Genomic DNA, 15,646 nt, shown 5'->3' on the forward strand with positions numbered 1-15,646 from the left:
TGCCGTCAACATGAGTACCGGCGACGCCCCGCTCCGTCCTGCCCCGGCCGAGACCGCACCGGTCGCGGCCGCCGGGTCCACCTCCGCCTTCCGCCCGAGCGCCAGGTACGTCCTGCTGCTCGGCGTGATGACCGCGCTGCCCGCGATCACGACCGACATCTACCTGCCCTCGCTGCCGGACGTCGCGCGCGACCTGGACACCAGCGCGGCGGCCGCCCAGCTGACCATGACGATGATGCTGATCGGCGGCGCCGCCGGTCAGCTCGTGATCGGTCCGCTGTCCGACCGGTTCGGGCGACGCGCCCCGGTGCTGGTCGGCGTCGCGCTGCACATCGTCACCTCGCTGCTGTGCGCCGTGGCGCCGGCGATCCTGCCCCTGATCGGGCTGCGGATGGTGCAGGGGTTCTTCAACGCGTCCGCGTCCGTGGTGGCGATGGCCGTGATCCGGGACCGGTTCGTCGGTCCGGACGCGTCGCGCCTGCTGTCCCGGCTGATGCTGGTCATCGGCGTGGCGCCGCTGTTCGCGCCGAGCGTCGGCGGCCTGATCGCCGGCGAGTTCGGCTGGCGCGCGGTGTTCGTCGCGCTCGCGCTGTACGGCGCGGTGCTGTGGGTGGTCGTGCTGCTCAAGCTGCCCGAGACGCTGCCGAAGGACCGCCGGCTGACGTCCGCCCGCGGGGCGTGGCGCGGCTACCGCGTGCTGCTGCGCGACCGGCACTTCGTGGCGCTGGCCCTCCTGCCCGGCCTCGGCCTGGCGGTCCTGATGAGCTACGTGGTCGGGTCGCCGTTCGTGCTCCGCGAGGGCTACGGGCTGACCGCGGGCGAGTTCGCGCTGATCTTCGCGATCAACGGGATCGGCCTGGTCGGCGGCGCGCAGGTCAACGCCGCGCTGGTGCGCCGGTACGCGCCCATCCAGATCATCCGGGTCGCGCTGCCGATCTCGTTCCTGCTGGTGCTGGTGCTGCTCGTGCTGGCGATCACCGGTGCGGGCGGGCTGCCGGCGCTGCTCGTGGTGCTGTTCCTCATCATGTCGCTGGTCAACTTCACCCCGCCGAACGCCTCGGCGATCGCGCTGTCCCGGCACGGGGAGCGCGCCGGCACCGCGGCCGCGTTCATCGGGGCGCTGCAGGCCGGGGTGTCCGGCGTGGTCGCCCCGCTGGTGGGTGTGCTCGGCGAGTCGGCGTGGGCGATGGCCACGGTGATGCTCGCGGGCGCCGGCGGCGCGCTGCTGGTGCTCGCGCTCGCCACCCCGGCCTACCACCGGGGCGGCTGGACGGAGAGCGAGCACCGCGGCTGACCCGCGGCCGCCCCGGCCGGCGCGCGCGTCAGGCGCCCAGCGCCGCCAGCCGCTCGGCGGCCTCGCGCAGCACGCGCTCCTGCTTGACGTAGGTGAACCGCACCGCGGTGCGCAGCGCGGTGTCCGCCGCCGAGCCGTCGTGCGTGAACGCGCCGACCGGGACGCCCACCACGCCGGCGAGCTCCGGCAGCGCCCGGCAGAGCTCGGCGGCGTCCCGCAGCCCGCGGTGCGCCAGCGGGCCCGCGAGCAGCGCCGTCGCGTCCGCGACGACGAAGTAGGTGCCCTGCGGCCGCACGACGTCGAACCCGGCGGCGACCAGCCCGGCGCTCAGCAGGTCGCGGCGGGCCGCCAGCGAGCCGGCGAGCCCGGCCACGTACCCGGCATCCGGTCCGTCGGTCGTCTCGAGCGCCAGCGCGCGCGCGACCGCGGGCTGGAACGGTGCGCCGGACACGTAGGTGAGGAACTGCTTGACCGCCCGGACGGCGTCGACCAGCGGCGCCGGCCCGGTGACCCAGCCGATCTTCCACCCGGTGAACGAGAAGGTCTTGCCCGCCGACGAGATGGTCAGCGTCCGCCCGGCGGCACCCGGCAGCGTCGCGAACGGCACGTGGCGGACGCCGTCGTAGGTGAGGTGCTCGTAGACCTCGTCGGTGACCACGAGGCAGTCGTGCCGCTCGGCGACCTCGGCGACGACCGCCAGCTCCTCGCGGGTCAGCACGGCGCCGGTCGGGTTGTGCGGCGTGTTGAGCAGGATGACCCGCGTCCGGTCGGTGACGGCGGCCCGCAGCGCGTCGGGGTCCAGCCGGAAGCCGCCGGGCGCGGCGACGAGCGGCGCCGTGGTGTGCCGGGCGCCGGCCAGGCCGATGACGGCGGCGTACGAGTCGTAGAACGGCTCCAGCGTCAGCACCTCGTCGCCCGGCTCGGTCAGGGCGAGCAGCGCCGCGGCCAGCGCCTCGGTCGCGCCGGTGGTGATCAGCACCTCGGTGTCCGGGTCGGGGGAGAGGCCGTAGTGCCGCTGCTGGTGCTCGGCGACCGCGACGCGCAGCTCCGGGGCGCCCGGGCCCGGCGGGTACTGGTTGACGCCGGCGGCGATCGCCTCGGCCGCGACCCGCTTGACCGACTCGGGCCCGTCCACGTCCGGGAACCCCTGGCCCAGGTTGATCGCGCCCGTGCGGCCGGCCAGCGCGGACATCTCGGCGAAGATCGTCGGCCGCGGCACGCCGTCCGCGCCGAGCAGGCCGGCGGACCGGGCCACGTCGCGCCACCGCCCGGCGGGGGCGGTCGTGGCAGGGGTGGGGCTGGTCGTCATCGCGGGTCCTGTCGTGAGGGGACCCGAGGAGGGTAGACCCGTCCGCCGGCGTGCTGCCGGGGCGACCACGGTGCGGGCGGCGGTGACGGGTCTCGGCGGGCCGGCAGGGGGAGACGGCCCGCCGGGGTCCTAGAGGACGCCCGACGCCGCGGCGAGACCGCCGAGGACGAGCAGCGCCAGCGAGCCCCACGCGGACGCGACCCACCACGGCACGGAGTGCCGGGGCCGGGTGCGCGGCTGGTGCGTGGTCATACCCGAGTGATCGGCATCACGCGCGCCCGCTCAAGGGCTCCGCGGCGACTTCCGCGGGTGATCGTCGCGCGGCGGGGCCGAGCCGGGGTGACCCGGCCGGCTCGCTCAGCCCTGCTCGGCCTGCCCGACCTGGTCGCTCAGCTCCTGGACCTGCTGCGCGAGCCGGTCGAGCGCGTCCGCGGTGGTCGCGTCGACCTGCCCCGACGCGGAGTCGAGCGCGCCCTGGGCGGACTCGAGCGCGGCCCGCGCGGAGGCGAGCTGCTCCTCGGCCGCCGCGGAGCCGTCGGCCTGCGCCTGGTCGAGTGCGGTGGTCGCGTCGTCCATCGCGGTGGTGGCCTGGTCGAGCGCGTCCTGGGTCGCGGTGCGGGCACTCGCGTCGAGGTCGGACAGCCGCGCGGTGACGTCGTCGACGGTGGTCCGCGCGGCGTCGACGCGCTCCCGGGCCTGGTCGGCCAGCTCGTTCAGGCGGTCGGCCGCGTCGCGGGCGGTGTCGACCGCGGACTGGGCCTGCGACGCCACCTGGTCCACCTCGGAGCAGGCGCCCAGCAGCGCGGTGGCGCCGAGCACGAGCGGGACCACCAGCACGGTGCGCGTGCGGCGGGCCAGGGCGGTGCGCGCCGCGGTGCGACGTGCGGCGGTGCGGGGGACGGCGGTGCGGCGGGTGGTCATCAGGGCCTCCTCGTCGGGGACCGCCCAGTGTGCCAGCACGACCTGGGTGCCGGCCGGACCGGGGTGCCGGCCGGACGCGGAGGAGCGCCCCGCACCGGCGACACGAGGTCGCGGTGCGGGGCGCCCGTGCGAGCAGCCGACCGGTGAGGTCAGGAGGACGCGACCGCCGCGTCGTCCGTGCCCGGGGCCCCCGCCCCGGCGGGCGCGCGGTCCGCACCCTGCTGCTGCTCGCGGCGACCCCGGACCTCCGTGACGGAGGTGCCGTAGTAGGCCGCGGTCATGATGTCCTTCATGTCCGCCCGCATCGGCATGCGGGGGTTGGCGGGGGCGCACTGGTCCTCGTACGCACCCATGGCGACCTCGTCGAGCCGGGACAGGAAGTCCTGCTCGTCGACGCCCTGCGCCTGGAACGACGCGGGGATGCCGACCTTCGCCCGCAGCGCCTCGATCGCCACGGCGTAGGACTCGACGCCCTGCTCCGGGGTCTCGGCCGGCAGGCCCAGCATCTGCGCGATCTGCTGGAACCGCTCCGGGGCGACGTAGTGCTCGTACTTCGGCCAGCTGGTGAGCTTGGTCGGGATCTGGCCGTTGTACCGGATGACGTGCGGCAGCAGCGTGGCGTTGGTCCGGCCGTGCACCAGGTGGAACGTCGAGCCGATGACGTGCGCCATGGCGTGCACGATGCCGAGGAACGCGTTGCCGAACGCCATGCCGGCGATGGTGCCCGCGTTGTGCATCTTCTCGCGGGCGTCCTTGGTCGCCGGGTCGGCCGGGTCGCCGTTCACGGACTGCGCCAGGTTGTCGAAGATCAGCCGGATCGCCTGCAGCGCCATGCCGTCGGTGAAGTCGTTCGCGTAGACCGCGACGAACGCCTCGGTGGCGTGCGTCAGGGCGTCGAATCCGGAGTCGGCCGCGAGCGAGCGCGGCATCTTCGAGGTGAGCACCGGGTCGATGATCGCGACGGTCGGCGTCAGCGCGTAGTCGGCCAGCGGGTACTTCTTGCCCGCGTCCGGGTCCGAGATGACGGCGAACGGTGTGACCTCCGCGCCGGTGCCCGAGGTGGTCGGGATGCAGACCAGCTTGGCCAGGTCGCCGAGCGTCGGGAACTTGAACGCGCGCTTGCGGACGTCGAAGAACTTCTGCTTGAGGTCCGAGAACACGATCTCCGGGTGCTCGTACAGCAGCCACATCACCTTGGCGGCGTCCATCGGGGAGCCGCCGCCCAGCGCGATGATCGTGTCGGGGCGGAAGTGGCGCATCTGCGCGGCGCCGGCCTGCACGGTCTTCACCGAGGGCTCCGGCTCCACCTGGTCGATGATCTGCACCGAGACCTTGTTCGGGCGCCGGTTCAGCACGTCCAGCACGCGGTCGACGAACCCGAGGGTGGTCATGGTCGAGTCGGTGACGATCGTGACGCGCTCGACGTCGGCCATGTCGGACAGGTAGCGGATGGCGTTCGGCTCGAAGTACGTCTTGGCCGGGACCTTGAACCACTGCAAGTTGTTGTTCCTCCGGCCGACGCGCTTGATGTTGACGAGGTTGATCGCCGACACGTTGTTGGACACCGAGTTGTGGCCGTAGGAGCCGCAGCCGAGGGTGAGCGACGGGATGAAGGCGTTGTAGATGTCGCCGATGCCGCCGAGCGACGAGGGCGCGTTCGCGATCACGCGGATGGCCTTGACCCGGGCACCGAACTCCTCGGTCAGGGCCTCGTCCTGGGTGTGGATCGCGGCGGAGTGGCCGAGGCCGTCGAACTCGACCATCTGCTCGGCCAGCTGGATGCCCTGCTCGGTGGAGCCGGCGCGCAGGACGGCGAGCACGGGGCAGAGCTTCTCGCGGGTCAGCGGCTCGTGCGGGCCGACGCCGGAGACCTCGGCGAGGATGATCGACGTGTCGGCCGGCACGGCGAAGCCGGCCTGCTCGGCGATCCACTGCGGCGACTTCCCGACGACGGTCGGGTTGAGCTTCGCGTCGCCGCAGTTCTTGCCCTTGGCCTCGACCCCGAAGATGAACTTCTCCAGGAGCGCCTTCTCCTTCTTGCTCGCCCGGTAGGCGTGCAGGACGGCGAACTCGGCCAGCGCGGCGTCGTAGATGCCGTCGTCCAGGATGACGGCCTGCTCGGAGGCGCAGATCATGCCGTTGTCGAACGACTTGGAGAGCACCACGTCGTTGACCGCGCGCTTGAGCTTGGCGGACTTCTCGATGTAGGCGGGGACGTTGCCGGCGCCGACGCCGAGGGCCGGCTTGCCGCACGAGTAGGCGGCGCGGACCATCGCGTTGCCGCCGGTCGCCAGGATGGTGGAGACGCCGGGGTGGTTCATCAGCAGGCCGGTCGCCTCCATCGAGGGGGCCTCGACCCACTGGATGCAGTGCTCGGGGGCGCCCGCGGCGATCGCGGCGTCGCGCACGACGCGAGCGGCGGCCACCGAGGACCGCTGCGCGTTCGGGTGGAACGCGAAGATGATCGGGTTGCGGGTCTTGAGCGCGATGAGCGACTTGAAGATCGCGGTGGAGGTCGGGTTCGTCACCGGCGTCATCGCGCAGATGACGCCCACCGGCTCGGCGATCTCGGTGATGCCGTTGATCTCGTCCCGGCCGATGACGCCCACCGTCTTGAGCGCCGCCATCGAGTTCGTGACGTGCTCGCAGGCGAAGATGTTCTTGACGGCCTTGTCCTCGAAGACGCCGCGGCCGGTCTCCTCGACGGCCAGCTCGGCCAGGTGGCCGTGCTGGTCCAGGGCGGCGACGGCCGCCTTCTTGACCAGCCGGTCGACGTCCTCCTGCGTGAAGCGGGCGTACTCGGCCAGCGCCTTGGTCGCGCCGGCGACCAGCTGGTCGATGGCCGCGGCGGTGTCGGTGCCTGTCGCTGTGATGGTCACGGGGACTCTCCCGGATGTGGGTGGTTGGGGTGGGGAGGGCTTCGTCGACCTCACGTCCCCGACGCTATCGAGAAAGTTTTCACAAAGTCTGGGACCGGAGTCCCGCGGACCTAGGTCCCGCCGCGGCAGGGGCCCGCCGGTGGACGACGACGGCCCGCGCCCCCGGGCGGGGGCGCGGGCCGTCGGGACGCGCCGGGCGGGCCGCCGGTCAGTCGTGCGAGAGCGGCGGCGGCGTGAGCACCGTCGGGTGGTCCGGCACGCTGGCGGTCATCAGCGTGCCGTCGGCGCGCCGGGTGCCCTCGATGTCGCGGACCGTCGGCGTGCCGATCAGGCGCGGTGCGGGGTCCAGCGCCACGACGACCGGGTCGCCGGCGGTGACCTTGACGGGCTCGCCCCGCACGACCAGGTCGGCCGCGTCGCCCTCCTCGACGGTCAGCCGCAGCTCGGTGTGCCGCACGTCCACCCGGACGCGGGTCCCGCGCAGCGTGAGCCGGAACGTCAGCCCGTCCCAGACCTCGGGCAGCCGCGGGTCGAGGGACACGACGCCCTCGTGGTCCCGCATCCCGCCGAAGCCGCAGGCCAGGGCGCTCCACACACCGCCGGCGGAGGCGACGTGCACGCCGTCGGCGGTGTTGTGGTGCAGGTCGGCCAGGTCCACGTACAGCGCGGACGTGAAGTACCGCAGCGCGAGCTCCTGGTACCCGACCTCCGAGGCCACGATCGACTGCACCACGCCGGAGAGCGTCGAGTCGCCGGTCGTCAGCGGGTCGTAGTAGTCGAAGTCGGCCAGCTTCTCCTCGAGGGTGAACTGGTCGCCCTGCAGGAACAGCGCCAGCACGACGTCGGCCTGCTTGAGCACCTGGAACCGGTAGATCACCAGCGGGTGGTAGTAGAGCAGCAGCGGGCGCTTGGCCGGGTCGGTGTTGGCCAGGTCCCACAGCTCCTTCTCGAGGAACTGCGTGTCCTGGGGGTGGATCCCGAGGCGCTCGTCGTACGGGATGTGCATCTTCTCGGCCGCGTGCGCCCACTCGTCGAGCTCGGTCTGCGTGAGGTGCAGCCGGGCCACCATCGCGGCGTGGTCGGCGGGCCGCTCGTGCGCGAGCCGGTCCACGGCCTCCACCGCGCCGCGCAGGTTCGCCCGGGCCATGACGTTGGTGAACAGGTTGTCGTTCACGACCGTCGTGTACTCGTCCGGTCCCGTGACGCCGTGGATGTGGAACGTGGACGACCCGTTGCTGCCCCGCCAGAAGCCGAGGTCGGCCCACATGCGCGCGGTCTCCACCAGGATGTCGATGGCCTCGCGGGCCAGGAACCCGTCGTCGCCCGTCGCGGCCACGTACTGCCGCACGGCGTGCGCGATGTCGGCGTCGATGTGGTACTGCGCGGTGCCGGCGGCGTAGTAGGCGGACGCCTCCTCGCCGTTGATGGTGCGCCACGGGAACAGCGCGCCGTTCTGGTTGAGCTCGGCGGCCCGGCGGCGCGCGGCGTCGAGCATCGTGTACCGGAACCGCAGCGCGTTCCGCGCGATCCGCGGCGAGGTGTAGGTGAGGAACGGCAGGACGTAGATCTCGGTGTCCCAGAAGTAGTGCCCGCTGTAGCCGGAGCCGGTCAGGCCCTTGGCCGCGATGCCGTTGCCCTCGGCCCGCGCCGTGGCCTGCGCGATCTGGAACAGGTTCCACCGGATGGCCTGCTGCAGGTCCGGCTGCCCGGGCACCTCGACGTCGCTGCGGGCCCAGAAGTCGTCCAGCCAGGCGCGCTGCTCGGCGAGCTGCTGCTCGACGCCGGTCGCGCGGACGCGGTCCAGCGTGCGGCGGCAGCGGTCGGCGAGCTCGCGCGCGGGGACGCCGCGCGAGGAGTGGTAGGTGACGACCTTGGTGATCGTGACCTTCTGGCCCCGCTTCGCGTCGATCCGGTAGACGTGCTTGGCGAGGTCCTCCTCGACGAGCGTGCGCTCCTCGTAGTCGTTCTCGGTCTCGATGGTGTGGTCCGCCGCCACCGACAGCGTCATCCCGGAGGCCGCGGCGCGGTAGGACAGCACGTACCGGCCGTCGCCGGCCCAGTGGCTGCGCGGCTCCAGGACGCGGGTCGTCAGCGTCTCGGACTTGCGCGGGTCGAAGCCCTCGCCCATCGCGGCGGCGCGGACGTGGTACTCGTCCTGGCCGTCCTGCCGGTTGAGGATCTGGCTGCTCAGGACGACGGGGGCGTCGTCGTCGAGCATCGTCAGCTCGTAGGTCATGACGGCGAGGTGCCGCTCGGCGAACGACACCATCCGCCGGGTGCGGATCTGCACGCGCTTGCCGGACGGCGTCTGCCACACCAGGTCGCGCGAGAGGACGCCGGTGCGGAAGTCGAGGGTGCGCTCGTACTCGTGCAGGTCGGCGACCGTCAGCAGCAGCGGCTCGTCGTCGACGTAGACGCGCATGATCTTGGCGTCGGGCACGTTGACGATCGTCTGACCCACGCGGGCGAACCCGTACGCCTCCTCGGCGTGCCGGATCGGCCAGACCTCGTGGAACCCGTTGATGAAGGTGCCGTGGCTGTGGCTGTCCCGGCCCTCCTCGACGTTGCCGCGCATGCCGAGGTACCCGTTGCCGAGCGCGAACAGGGTCTCGGTCCGGCCGAGGTCGGCGGCGTCGTGCCGCGTCTCGCGCAGCCGCCACTCGTCCTGCGGGAACCGGTGCCGGTCGAGCGGGTCGGGGGTGAACAGGGAGGAGGGGTTCACGGCGTGGTGCTCTCGGGGTCGTCGGGGTGCGTGCGGGGGGTGACGAGCTCGACGAGGTCGTCCACCACGAGGTCGGCGCCCTGCTCCAGCAGGGAGTCGCGACCGGCGCCGCGGTCGACGCCGACCACGAGACCGAAGTCGCCGGCGCGGCCGGACGCGACGCCGGACTCGGCGTCCTCGACCACGACGGCGCGCTCGCGGGGCACGCCGAGCTGCGCGGCGGCGTCCAGGTAGGTCGCCGGGCTCGGCTTGCCGGCCAGGCCGCGCGCGGCGGCGACCAGGCCGTCCACGACGACCTCGAACCGGTCGGCCAGGCCCGCGGCGACCAGCACCGGCACGGCGTTGCGGCTGCTCGACACGACGGCGACCTTCCGGCCGTCGGCGATCAGCGCGTCCACCAGGCGCACCGACCCGGGGTACGGGGTGACGCCCTCGGTCTCGAGCACCTGGGTGAACACGGCGTTCTTCCGGTTGCCCAGCCCGCAGACGGTCGCGGTCTCGGGCGCGTCGGTCGGCTCGCCCCAGGGCAGCTCGATGCCGCGGGAGGCGAGCAACGAGGCCACGCCGTCGTACCGCGGCTTGCCGTCGATGTGCGCGAAGTAGTCGGCGTCCGTGTACGGGGCGGCGCCGCGCTCGTCGAGCAGCGGCGCGAACAGCCGCGCCCACGCGTGCATGTGCACGACGGCGGTCGGGGTGAGGACGCCGTCCAGGTCGAACAGGACGGCGTCGAGGCCGTCGAGGACCGGGGCGGGGCGGTCGAGGGCGAGTGCCACGGGGGGAGCTCCTGAGGGCGTCGGCGTATCCGGTCGCGTGCGGGTCCAGTCTGGTCGGTGGCCGCGCTGACGTCCCGCCGACGGGCAGCGGGTCGCGGACCGACGGTGCGACGCTGACCGAGCCGAGTGCACGAATATCCTCGCGTCGCGCGCGGGTGGTGTCAAAGGCCCGGACGACTCCGGACGAACCCGGCATCCGGGGTGCTGCCAGCGCGTTCACCGCCCGTCCGGCCCGGGTGCGGGGTGCGGCGTGTGACTAGGCTGACACCCATGACGTGGCTGACGACGCCCGCGCACGCCCGCTGGCTGGAGACCGAGACCGACCGCCTGCTCGCCTTCGGGCGGGCGTCCGCCGCCCCGGGTGGCGGGTTCCTCCGCCTTGACGACGTCGGGCGCCCCCTGCCCGGGCCCGTCGAGCTGTGGATCACGTGCCGGATGACCCACGTGTACGCGCTCGGGCAGCTGCTCGGGCGCCCCGGGAACGCGGCGCTCGTCGACCACGGGCTGGCGGCGCTGGACGGGCTGTTCCGGGACGCCGAGCACGGGGGGTGGTTCGCCGAGGTGAACGCCGACGGCACGCCGCGCGACGACGCGAAGGCGGCCTACCCGCACGCGTTCGTCGTGCTCGCCACGTCGTCCGCCGCTGCCGCCGGCCGGCCCGGGGCCGACGCGCTGTTGCGCGAGGCGCTCGGGGTCTCCGAGCGGTGGTTCTGGGACGACGAGGCCGGCATGGCCGTCGAGCAGTGGGACCGGACGTTCACCGAGCTGGACGCCTACCGCGGCGTCAACGCGAACATGCACACCGTCGAGGCGTACCTCGCGGCGCACGGCGTCACGGGGGAGCGGGTCTGGCTGGACCGCGCCGTGCGGATCCTCACCCGCGTCGTGCACGGGTTCGCCCGCGACAACGGCTGGCGGATCCCCGAGCACTTCGACGCGCGGTGGCAGGCCGACCTGGAGTACAACGCCGACGCGCCCGCGCACCCGTTCCGCCCGTACGGTGCGACGATCGGGCACTGGCTCGAGTGGGCGCGGCTGACCCTGCACGCCCGGGCCTCCCTCACCGCGGCCGGGGACGTGGCGCCGACCTGGATGGTGGACGACGCGGTCGCGCTGTTCGACGCCGCCGTGCGCGAGGGCTGGTCCGTCGACGGGGCCCCCGGGTTCGTCTACACGGTGGACTGGTCGGGGCAGCCGGTCGTCCGGGAGCGGATGCACTGGGTCGCCGCCGAGGGCATCGCCGCGGCCGCCGCGCTGCACGCCGCGACCGGCGAGCAGCGGTTCGACGACTGGTACGCCACCTGGTGGGAGTACGCCGAGACGTACCTCCTCGACCGCGAGGGCGGGTCGTGGTGGCACGAGCTCGGCACCGGCAACACGGTGTCGCGCACGGTCTGGGAGGGCAAGGCCGACCTCTACCACGCGGTGCAGGCCACGCTGATCCCGCGTCTGCCGCTGGCGCCGGTGATCGCGCCCGCCCTGGCGCAGGGCCTGCTGGACTGAGCCGCCCGGCCCGCCCGCGCGCCGGGGCGCGGCCGGGGCCCTAGCATCGCCGCGTGTCCCGGCGTCGACGGTCCGTCCCGTGGTGGGCGGCCGGGGTCGTCCTGGCCGCCCTCCTCCTGCTGACCGGGGCCCTGCCCCGGTCCGACGCCGCCGTGCTGGCGGAGCGGGTCGGACCGGTGCTCCTGTTCGTGGCCGCCCTGACCGTAGTCGCCGAGCTGTGCGGGGCGGCCGGGCTGTTCGACGTCGCGACGGACGCCGCGGCCCGGGCCGCCCGCGGCCACCGCTGGCTGCTGTGGCTGCTGGTGGTCGTCATCGCCGTGCTGTCGACGGTGCTGCTGTCGCTGGACACCACCGCGGTGCTGCTGACCCCGCTGGCGATCACGCTCGCCCGGCGGACCGGGACCTCGCCGCTGCTGCTGGTGCTGACCGTCGTGGCGCTGGCCAACACCGCGTCGCTGCTGCTGCCGGTCTCGAACCTGACCAACCTGCTCGCCGACCACCGGTTCGCGGAGCAGGGCGTCGGGTACCTCGGCGTGATGTGGGCGCCGGCGCTCGCGGCCGTCGTGGTGACCGTGGCCGTGCTCGCCGTGCTGCGGCGACGGGAGCTGCGCGGGCGGTTCGAGCCCGGGGAGCGCTACGTGCCCCCGGACCGGCCGCTGCTGGTCGCGACCGGCGGCACGACGGCGGTGATGGCCGCCGGGTTCGTGGCGGGGCTGCCCGTGTGGGCGGTCGCGCTCGCGGCGGCGGTGGTGCTGCTGGTGGCGTTCGCGGTCCGGCGGCGGCCGGTGCCGGGACGGCGGCGGGACCTGGTCCCGTGGCGGATGCTGCTGGTCGTGGCCGCGCTGTTCGTCGTCGTCGAGACGCTGCAGGTGCGCGGGCTGGGCGACCTGGTCGCCGACGCCGCGCCGGGCGGGACCGGCGTCGGGGCGCTGCTCGGCGTGGCGGGGCTGTCCGCCGGCGCGGCGAACCTGCTGAACAACCTCCCCGCCTACCTGCTGCTGGAGCCGGTGGCCGGGCAGGACGTGCACCGCCTCGCGGCGGTGCTGATCGGGACCGGCGTCGGGCCGCTGCTCACGCCGTGGGCGTCGCTGGCGACCGTCCTGTGGTGGCAGCGGTGCCGGCAGGCTTTGGTGCACGTCCCCGTGCGGGCGTTCCTGGTGCAGGGCGCGTGGCTGACGCCGCTCTGCGTGGGCGCGGCCGTGCTGGCGCTCGCGGTCGTCGGCTGACGCTCAGCCGGCCGACCGCCGGGCGGGACGGGCGCGCACGTGCATCCGCTCGCCCTGCGGGCCCCACAGGCTCAGCACCTCCGCGGCCCCCGGGCCCGGGTTGGTGAACCAGTGCGGGGTGCGGGTGTCGAACTCGACGGCCTCCCCGGGGCCCAGCATCAGGTCGTGGTCGCCCAGGATCAGCCGCATCCGGCCCTGCAGCACGTACATCCACTCGTACCCCTCGTGCGTGCGGGGGTCCGGGGGGCCGGGGTTGTGGCCCGCGGGGTACACCTGCTTGTACGCCTGCAGCCCGCCTTGCCGCCGGCTCAGCGGCACGTAGGTGACGCCGTCCCGCTCGACCGGTGACAGGTGCACGCGCGGGTCACCGGTCTCGGGGGCGCCGACCAGCTCGTCGAGCGGGACCTGGTGCGCCTTCGCCAGCGGCAGCAGCAGCTCGAGCGTCGGGCGGCGGTGCCCGGACTCCAGCCGGGACAGCGTGCTGACCGAGATGCCGGTGGTGCGCGCCAGGTCCGCGAGGGTCGCGCCCCGCCGCTGCCGCAGGTCGCGCAGGCGCGGGCCGACCGCGGCGAGGACGGGCTCGAGGTCGGCGTCGGGACGCGGGGTGCCGGTGTCGTCGGACATGACCCCAGTTTGCTGCTTCGGCAACGACGTTTGTCAAGGACCGGCCGGAGCGAGGACCGTGGGACTCGACGACGAGGGGCGGAGGACGACATGGAGCAGGACACCTACGACGTGCTGGTGGTCGGCGGCGGTGCGGCGGGGCTGAGCGGCGCGCTCACCCTGGCCCGCGCGCGCCGCCGGGTGCTGGTGGTGCACGACGGAGCGCCGCGGAACCGGCCCGCGGCCCACCTGCACGCGTACCTCGGGCTGGACGGGCTGTCGCCGGTCGAGCTGCTCGCCCGCGGCAGGGCCGAGGTCGAGGGGTACGGCGGCGAGACGGTCGAGGACCGGGTGCTCGACGTGCGCCGCGACGGCGACGGGTTCCGCGCGGAGCTGGCGGGCGGCCGCGTCGTGACGGCGCGGCGGGTGCTGGTCGCGACCGGCCTCGTCGACGCGCTGCCCGACGTGCCCGGGGTGGCGGAGCGCTGGGGCCGGGACGTGCTGCACTGCCCGTTCTGCCACGGCTGGGAGGTGCGCGACCGGGCCGTCACGATCCTCGGCGCGGGGCCGCTCGCGGTGCACCAGGCGCAGATGTGGCGCGGCTGGACCGCGGACGTCACGCTCGTGCTGCACGCCGGGGAGGAGCCCGCCGACGCCGACTGGGAGCGGCTCGCCGCCCTCGGCGTCCGGGTGGTCGACGGCCGGGTCGGCGCGCTGGTCGTGCGCGACGACGTGCTGACCGGGGTGCGGCTGGCGTCGGGGGTCGAGCTGGCGTGCGACGCGGTCGTGGTCGCCACCGGGCTGGCCGCCCGGCTGGACGGGCTGGAGGGGCTCGGGCTGCCGGTCGAGGACGTGACCATGGGCGGCACGGTGATCGGGACGCGGGTGGTCGCCGGGGCGGACGGCGTCACCGAGGTGCCGGGTGTGCGCGTCGCGGGCAACGTCACCGATCCCCGGGCGCAGGTCCAGGTGGCCGCGGCCGCCGGGCTGACCGCCGGCGCGGGGCTCGTCGGCGAGCTCGCGGCGCAGGACGCGGACGCGGCGGTCGAGCGGTACCGCGCCGAGCAGCGCGCGCCGTTCTCGGCGCGGTCCGAGCGGGAGCTCGCGGACCGGCTCGCGGGGACAGGGCGGCACGGGCTGTGACGGAGAGGAGCGGGTCCGGTCGGTCCGGGTCCGGGGACGAGGAGGAGGAGCGGATGAGCGACGACACGCAGCACGAGCACGAGCACGAGCACGGTCACGGCCACGGGGCGCAGGAGGTCCGGCACGACCGCGAGTTCTGGGAGGAGCGGTACCGGTCCGCGCCGCAGGTCTGGAGCGGCCGGCCGAACCCGCAGCTGGTCGACGAGGTGTCCGACCTGCCCGCGGGCACGGCGCTCGACATCGCGTGCGGGGAGGGCGGGGACGCGCTGTGGCTCGCGGGCCGCGGCTGGCGCGTGACGGCGGTCGACCTGGCGCAGACGGCGCTGGACCGGGTGGACGCCGCCGCGGCGCAGGCCGGGCCCGAGATCGCCGCGCGGGTGCGGACCGTGCGCGCCGACGTCGGCGAGTGGGTGCCGGGCGACGACCGGTACGACCTGGTCACCTCGCACTTCCTGCACCTGCCGCCGGCGGCCCGGGCCGACGCGTTCGGGCGGATGGCCGCCGCCGTGGCGCCGGGTGGCCAGCTGCTGCTCGTGGCGCACCACGCGAGCGACCTCGAGACGACGATCGGCCGGCCCGACGTGCCGGAGCTGTTCTTCGCGCCGGAGGACGTGGTCGCCGCGCTCGAGCCCGGGGAGTGGGACGTGCTGGTGGCGGAGGCGCGGCCGCGGCCGGCGGTCGACCCCGACGGCCGGGAGATCACCATCCGGGACACCGTGGTGCGGGCGCGGCGGCACGGCTGACTCCCCACGCCGGGTGGCAGGATCGGCGCCATGAGCGAGAGCACCGACGTCCAGGCCCTGATCGCCGAGGTCGAGCGGCAGGAGCGCGACCTGCGCTTCGCCACCTTCACCAACGACGACGCGTGGGAGCTCGGCTCCGTGCTGGTGCGGCTGGCCACCGAGCGCGGCCTGCCCGTCACGATCGACGTCCGGCGCGGCACGCAGCAGCTGTTCCACGCCGCACGCCCCGGCACGGTGGCGGACAACGACACCTGGGTCGAGCGCAAGGTCCGCGTGGTCGAGCGGTTCGGGACGTCGTCCTACCTGCAGGGCCTCCGCGCGCGGGCGAAGGGCACGACGTTCGCCGCGGTGCACGACCTGCCGCTGCAGCAGTACGCCGCGCACGGCGGCGCGTTCCCCGTGCACGTCGAGGGCGTGGGGGTCGTCGGCGCGGTGACCGTCTCCGGGCTGCCGCAGGCCGACGACCACGCGCTCGTGACCGAGGCGATCCGGACGTTCCTGCGCGGCTGACCCGCTGCGCGCCGCGGTCG

The 15,646-nt window shown here is 74.5% G+C and carries 13 protein-coding genes; 6 read left to right on the forward strand and 7 right to left on the reverse strand.

Annotated features, from left to right (window positions below):
* Positions 1-10: 10 nt before the first annotated feature.
* Positions 11-1,294 carry a multidrug effflux MFS transporter gene (locus AC1050_RS13090; RefSeq protein WP_482387823.1) on the forward strand — a complete coding sequence of 428 codons (1,284 nt, stop codon included), beginning with the start codon at positions 11-13 and terminating at the stop codon, positions 1,292-1,294.
* A gap of 28 nt (positions 1,295-1,322) precedes the next feature.
* On the opposite strand, the gene AC1050_RS13095 is transcribed toward AC1050_RS13090, so the two are convergent.
* The 6 genes from AC1050_RS13095 to AC1050_RS13120 all read right to left on the reverse strand — a co-directional run bounded on the left by AC1050_RS13095 (position 1,323) and on the right by AC1050_RS13120 (position 9,898).
* On the reverse strand, positions 1,323-2,603 hold the full coding sequence (locus tag AC1050_RS13095) for a pyridoxal phosphate-dependent aminotransferase (RefSeq protein WP_482387824.1): 1,281 nt from the start codon (positions 2,601-2,603) through the stop codon (positions 1,323-1,325).
* A gap of 129 nt (positions 2,604-2,732) precedes the next feature.
* Positions 2,733-2,855, reverse strand: a complete 123-nt coding sequence (locus AC1050_RS13100; protein WP_482387825.1) for a molybdopterin oxidoreductase — start codon at positions 2,853-2,855, stop codon at positions 2,733-2,735.
* A 105-nt stretch (positions 2,856-2,960) separates the two neighbouring features.
* Positions 2,961-3,524: a hypothetical protein gene (locus tag AC1050_RS13105; RefSeq protein WP_482387826.1), complete on the reverse strand. Its 564-nt coding sequence runs from the start codon at positions 3,522-3,524 to the stop codon at positions 2,961-2,963.
* Positions 3,525-3,673: 149 nt separating this feature from the next.
* Positions 3,674-6,403 (reverse strand): bifunctional acetaldehyde-CoA/alcohol dehydrogenase, encoded by a 2,730-nt coding sequence (gene adhE / locus AC1050_RS13110; protein ID WP_482387827.1) that lies wholly within the window; start codon positions 6,401-6,403, stop codon positions 3,674-3,676.
* 208 nt (positions 6,404-6,611) lie between these two features.
* Positions 6,612-9,125, reverse strand: a complete 2,514-nt coding sequence (locus AC1050_RS13115) for a glycoside hydrolase family 65 protein (RefSeq protein WP_482387828.1) — start codon at positions 9,123-9,125, stop codon at positions 6,612-6,614.
* Positions 9,122-9,898, reverse strand: coding sequence for an HAD family hydrolase (locus AC1050_RS13120; RefSeq protein ID WP_482387829.1), 777 nt, complete (start codon positions 9,896-9,898; stop codon positions 9,122-9,124). The genes AC1050_RS13115 and AC1050_RS13120 overlap by 4 nt, the downstream gene beginning before the upstream one ends.
* A gap of 270 nt (positions 9,899-10,168) precedes the next feature.
* Between AC1050_RS13120 and AC1050_RS13125 the strand changes: the two genes are divergently transcribed.
* Together AC1050_RS13125 and AC1050_RS13130 are read left to right on the forward strand one after the other, a co-directional pair.
* Positions 10,169-11,401, forward strand: coding sequence for an AGE family epimerase/isomerase (locus AC1050_RS13125; protein ID WP_482387830.1), 1,233 nt, complete (start codon positions 10,169-10,171; stop codon positions 11,399-11,401).
* 53 nt (positions 11,402-11,454) lie between these two features.
* Positions 11,455-12,627 (forward strand): SLC13 family permease, encoded by a 1,173-nt coding sequence (locus tag AC1050_RS13130; protein ID WP_482387831.1) that lies wholly within the window; start codon positions 11,455-11,457, stop codon positions 12,625-12,627.
* A 3-nt stretch (positions 12,628-12,630) separates the two neighbouring features.
* Here the strand turns inward: AC1050_RS13130 and AC1050_RS13135 are convergent, their stop codons facing one another.
* Positions 12,631-13,251, reverse strand: coding sequence for a helix-turn-helix domain-containing protein (locus tag AC1050_RS13135; protein ID WP_482387832.1), 621 nt, complete (start codon positions 13,249-13,251; stop codon positions 12,631-12,633).
* A gap of 90 nt (positions 13,252-13,341) precedes the next feature.
* Between AC1050_RS13135 and AC1050_RS13140 the strand changes: the two genes are divergently transcribed.
* The 3 genes from AC1050_RS13140 to AC1050_RS13150 are packed head-to-tail and all read left to right on the forward strand — an operon-like array spanning position 13,342 to position 15,626.
* Positions 13,342-14,373, forward strand: coding sequence for an NAD(P)/FAD-dependent oxidoreductase (locus AC1050_RS13140; RefSeq protein ID WP_482387833.1), 1,032 nt, complete (start codon positions 13,342-13,344; stop codon positions 14,371-14,373).
* Positions 14,374-14,426: 53 nt separating this feature from the next.
* Positions 14,427-15,116, forward strand: a complete 690-nt coding sequence (locus tag AC1050_RS13145) for an SAM-dependent methyltransferase (protein ID WP_482387834.1) — start codon at positions 14,427-14,429, stop codon at positions 15,114-15,116.
* Between the two features lie 30 nt (positions 15,117-15,146).
* Positions 15,147-15,626 carry a heme-degrading domain-containing protein gene (locus tag AC1050_RS13150; RefSeq protein ID WP_482387835.1) on the forward strand — a complete coding sequence of 160 codons (480 nt, stop codon included), beginning with the start codon at positions 15,147-15,149 and terminating at the stop codon, positions 15,624-15,626.
* The last annotated feature ends 20 nt before the right edge of the window (positions 15,627-15,646 follow it).

The sequence above is a fragment of the Cellulomonas sp. NEAU-ZC6 genome, assembly GCF_056844425.1.

What these genes read in the sequence shown, in the direction of transcription:
- AC1050_RS13105 (WP_482387826.1), bottom strand. Translation starts at nt 3,524, where the DNA reads ATGACCACCCGCCGCACCGCCGTCCCCCGCACCGCCGCACGTCGCACC.
- AC1050_RS13140 (WP_482387833.1), top strand. Translation starts at nt 13,342, where the DNA reads ATGGAGCAGGACACCTACGACGTGCTGGTGGTCGGCGGCGGTGCGGCG.
- AC1050_RS13135 (WP_482387832.1), bottom strand. Translation starts at nt 13,251, where the DNA reads ATGTCCGACGACACCGGCACCCCGCGTCCCGACGCCGACCTCGAGCCC.
- AC1050_RS13100 (WP_482387825.1), bottom strand. Translation starts at nt 2,855, where the DNA reads ATGACCACGCACCAGCCGCGCACCCGGCCCCGGCACTCCGTGCCGTGG.
- AC1050_RS13150 (WP_482387835.1), top strand. Translation starts at nt 15,147, where the DNA reads ATGAGCGAGAGCACCGACGTCCAGGCCCTGATCGCCGAGGTCGAGCGG.
- AC1050_RS13090 (WP_482387823.1), top strand. Translation starts at nt 11, where the DNA reads ATGAGTACCGGCGACGCCCCGCTCCGTCCTGCCCCGGCCGAGACCGCA.
- AC1050_RS13125 (WP_482387830.1), top strand. Translation starts at nt 10,169, where the DNA reads ATGACGTGGCTGACGACGCCCGCGCACGCCCGCTGGCTGGAGACCGAG.
- AC1050_RS13095 (WP_482387824.1), bottom strand. Translation starts at nt 2,603, where the DNA reads ATGACGACCAGCCCCACCCCTGCCACGACCGCCCCCGCCGGGCGGTGG.
- AC1050_RS13145 (WP_482387834.1), top strand. Translation starts at nt 14,427, where the DNA reads ATGAGCGACGACACGCAGCACGAGCACGAGCACGAGCACGGTCACGGC.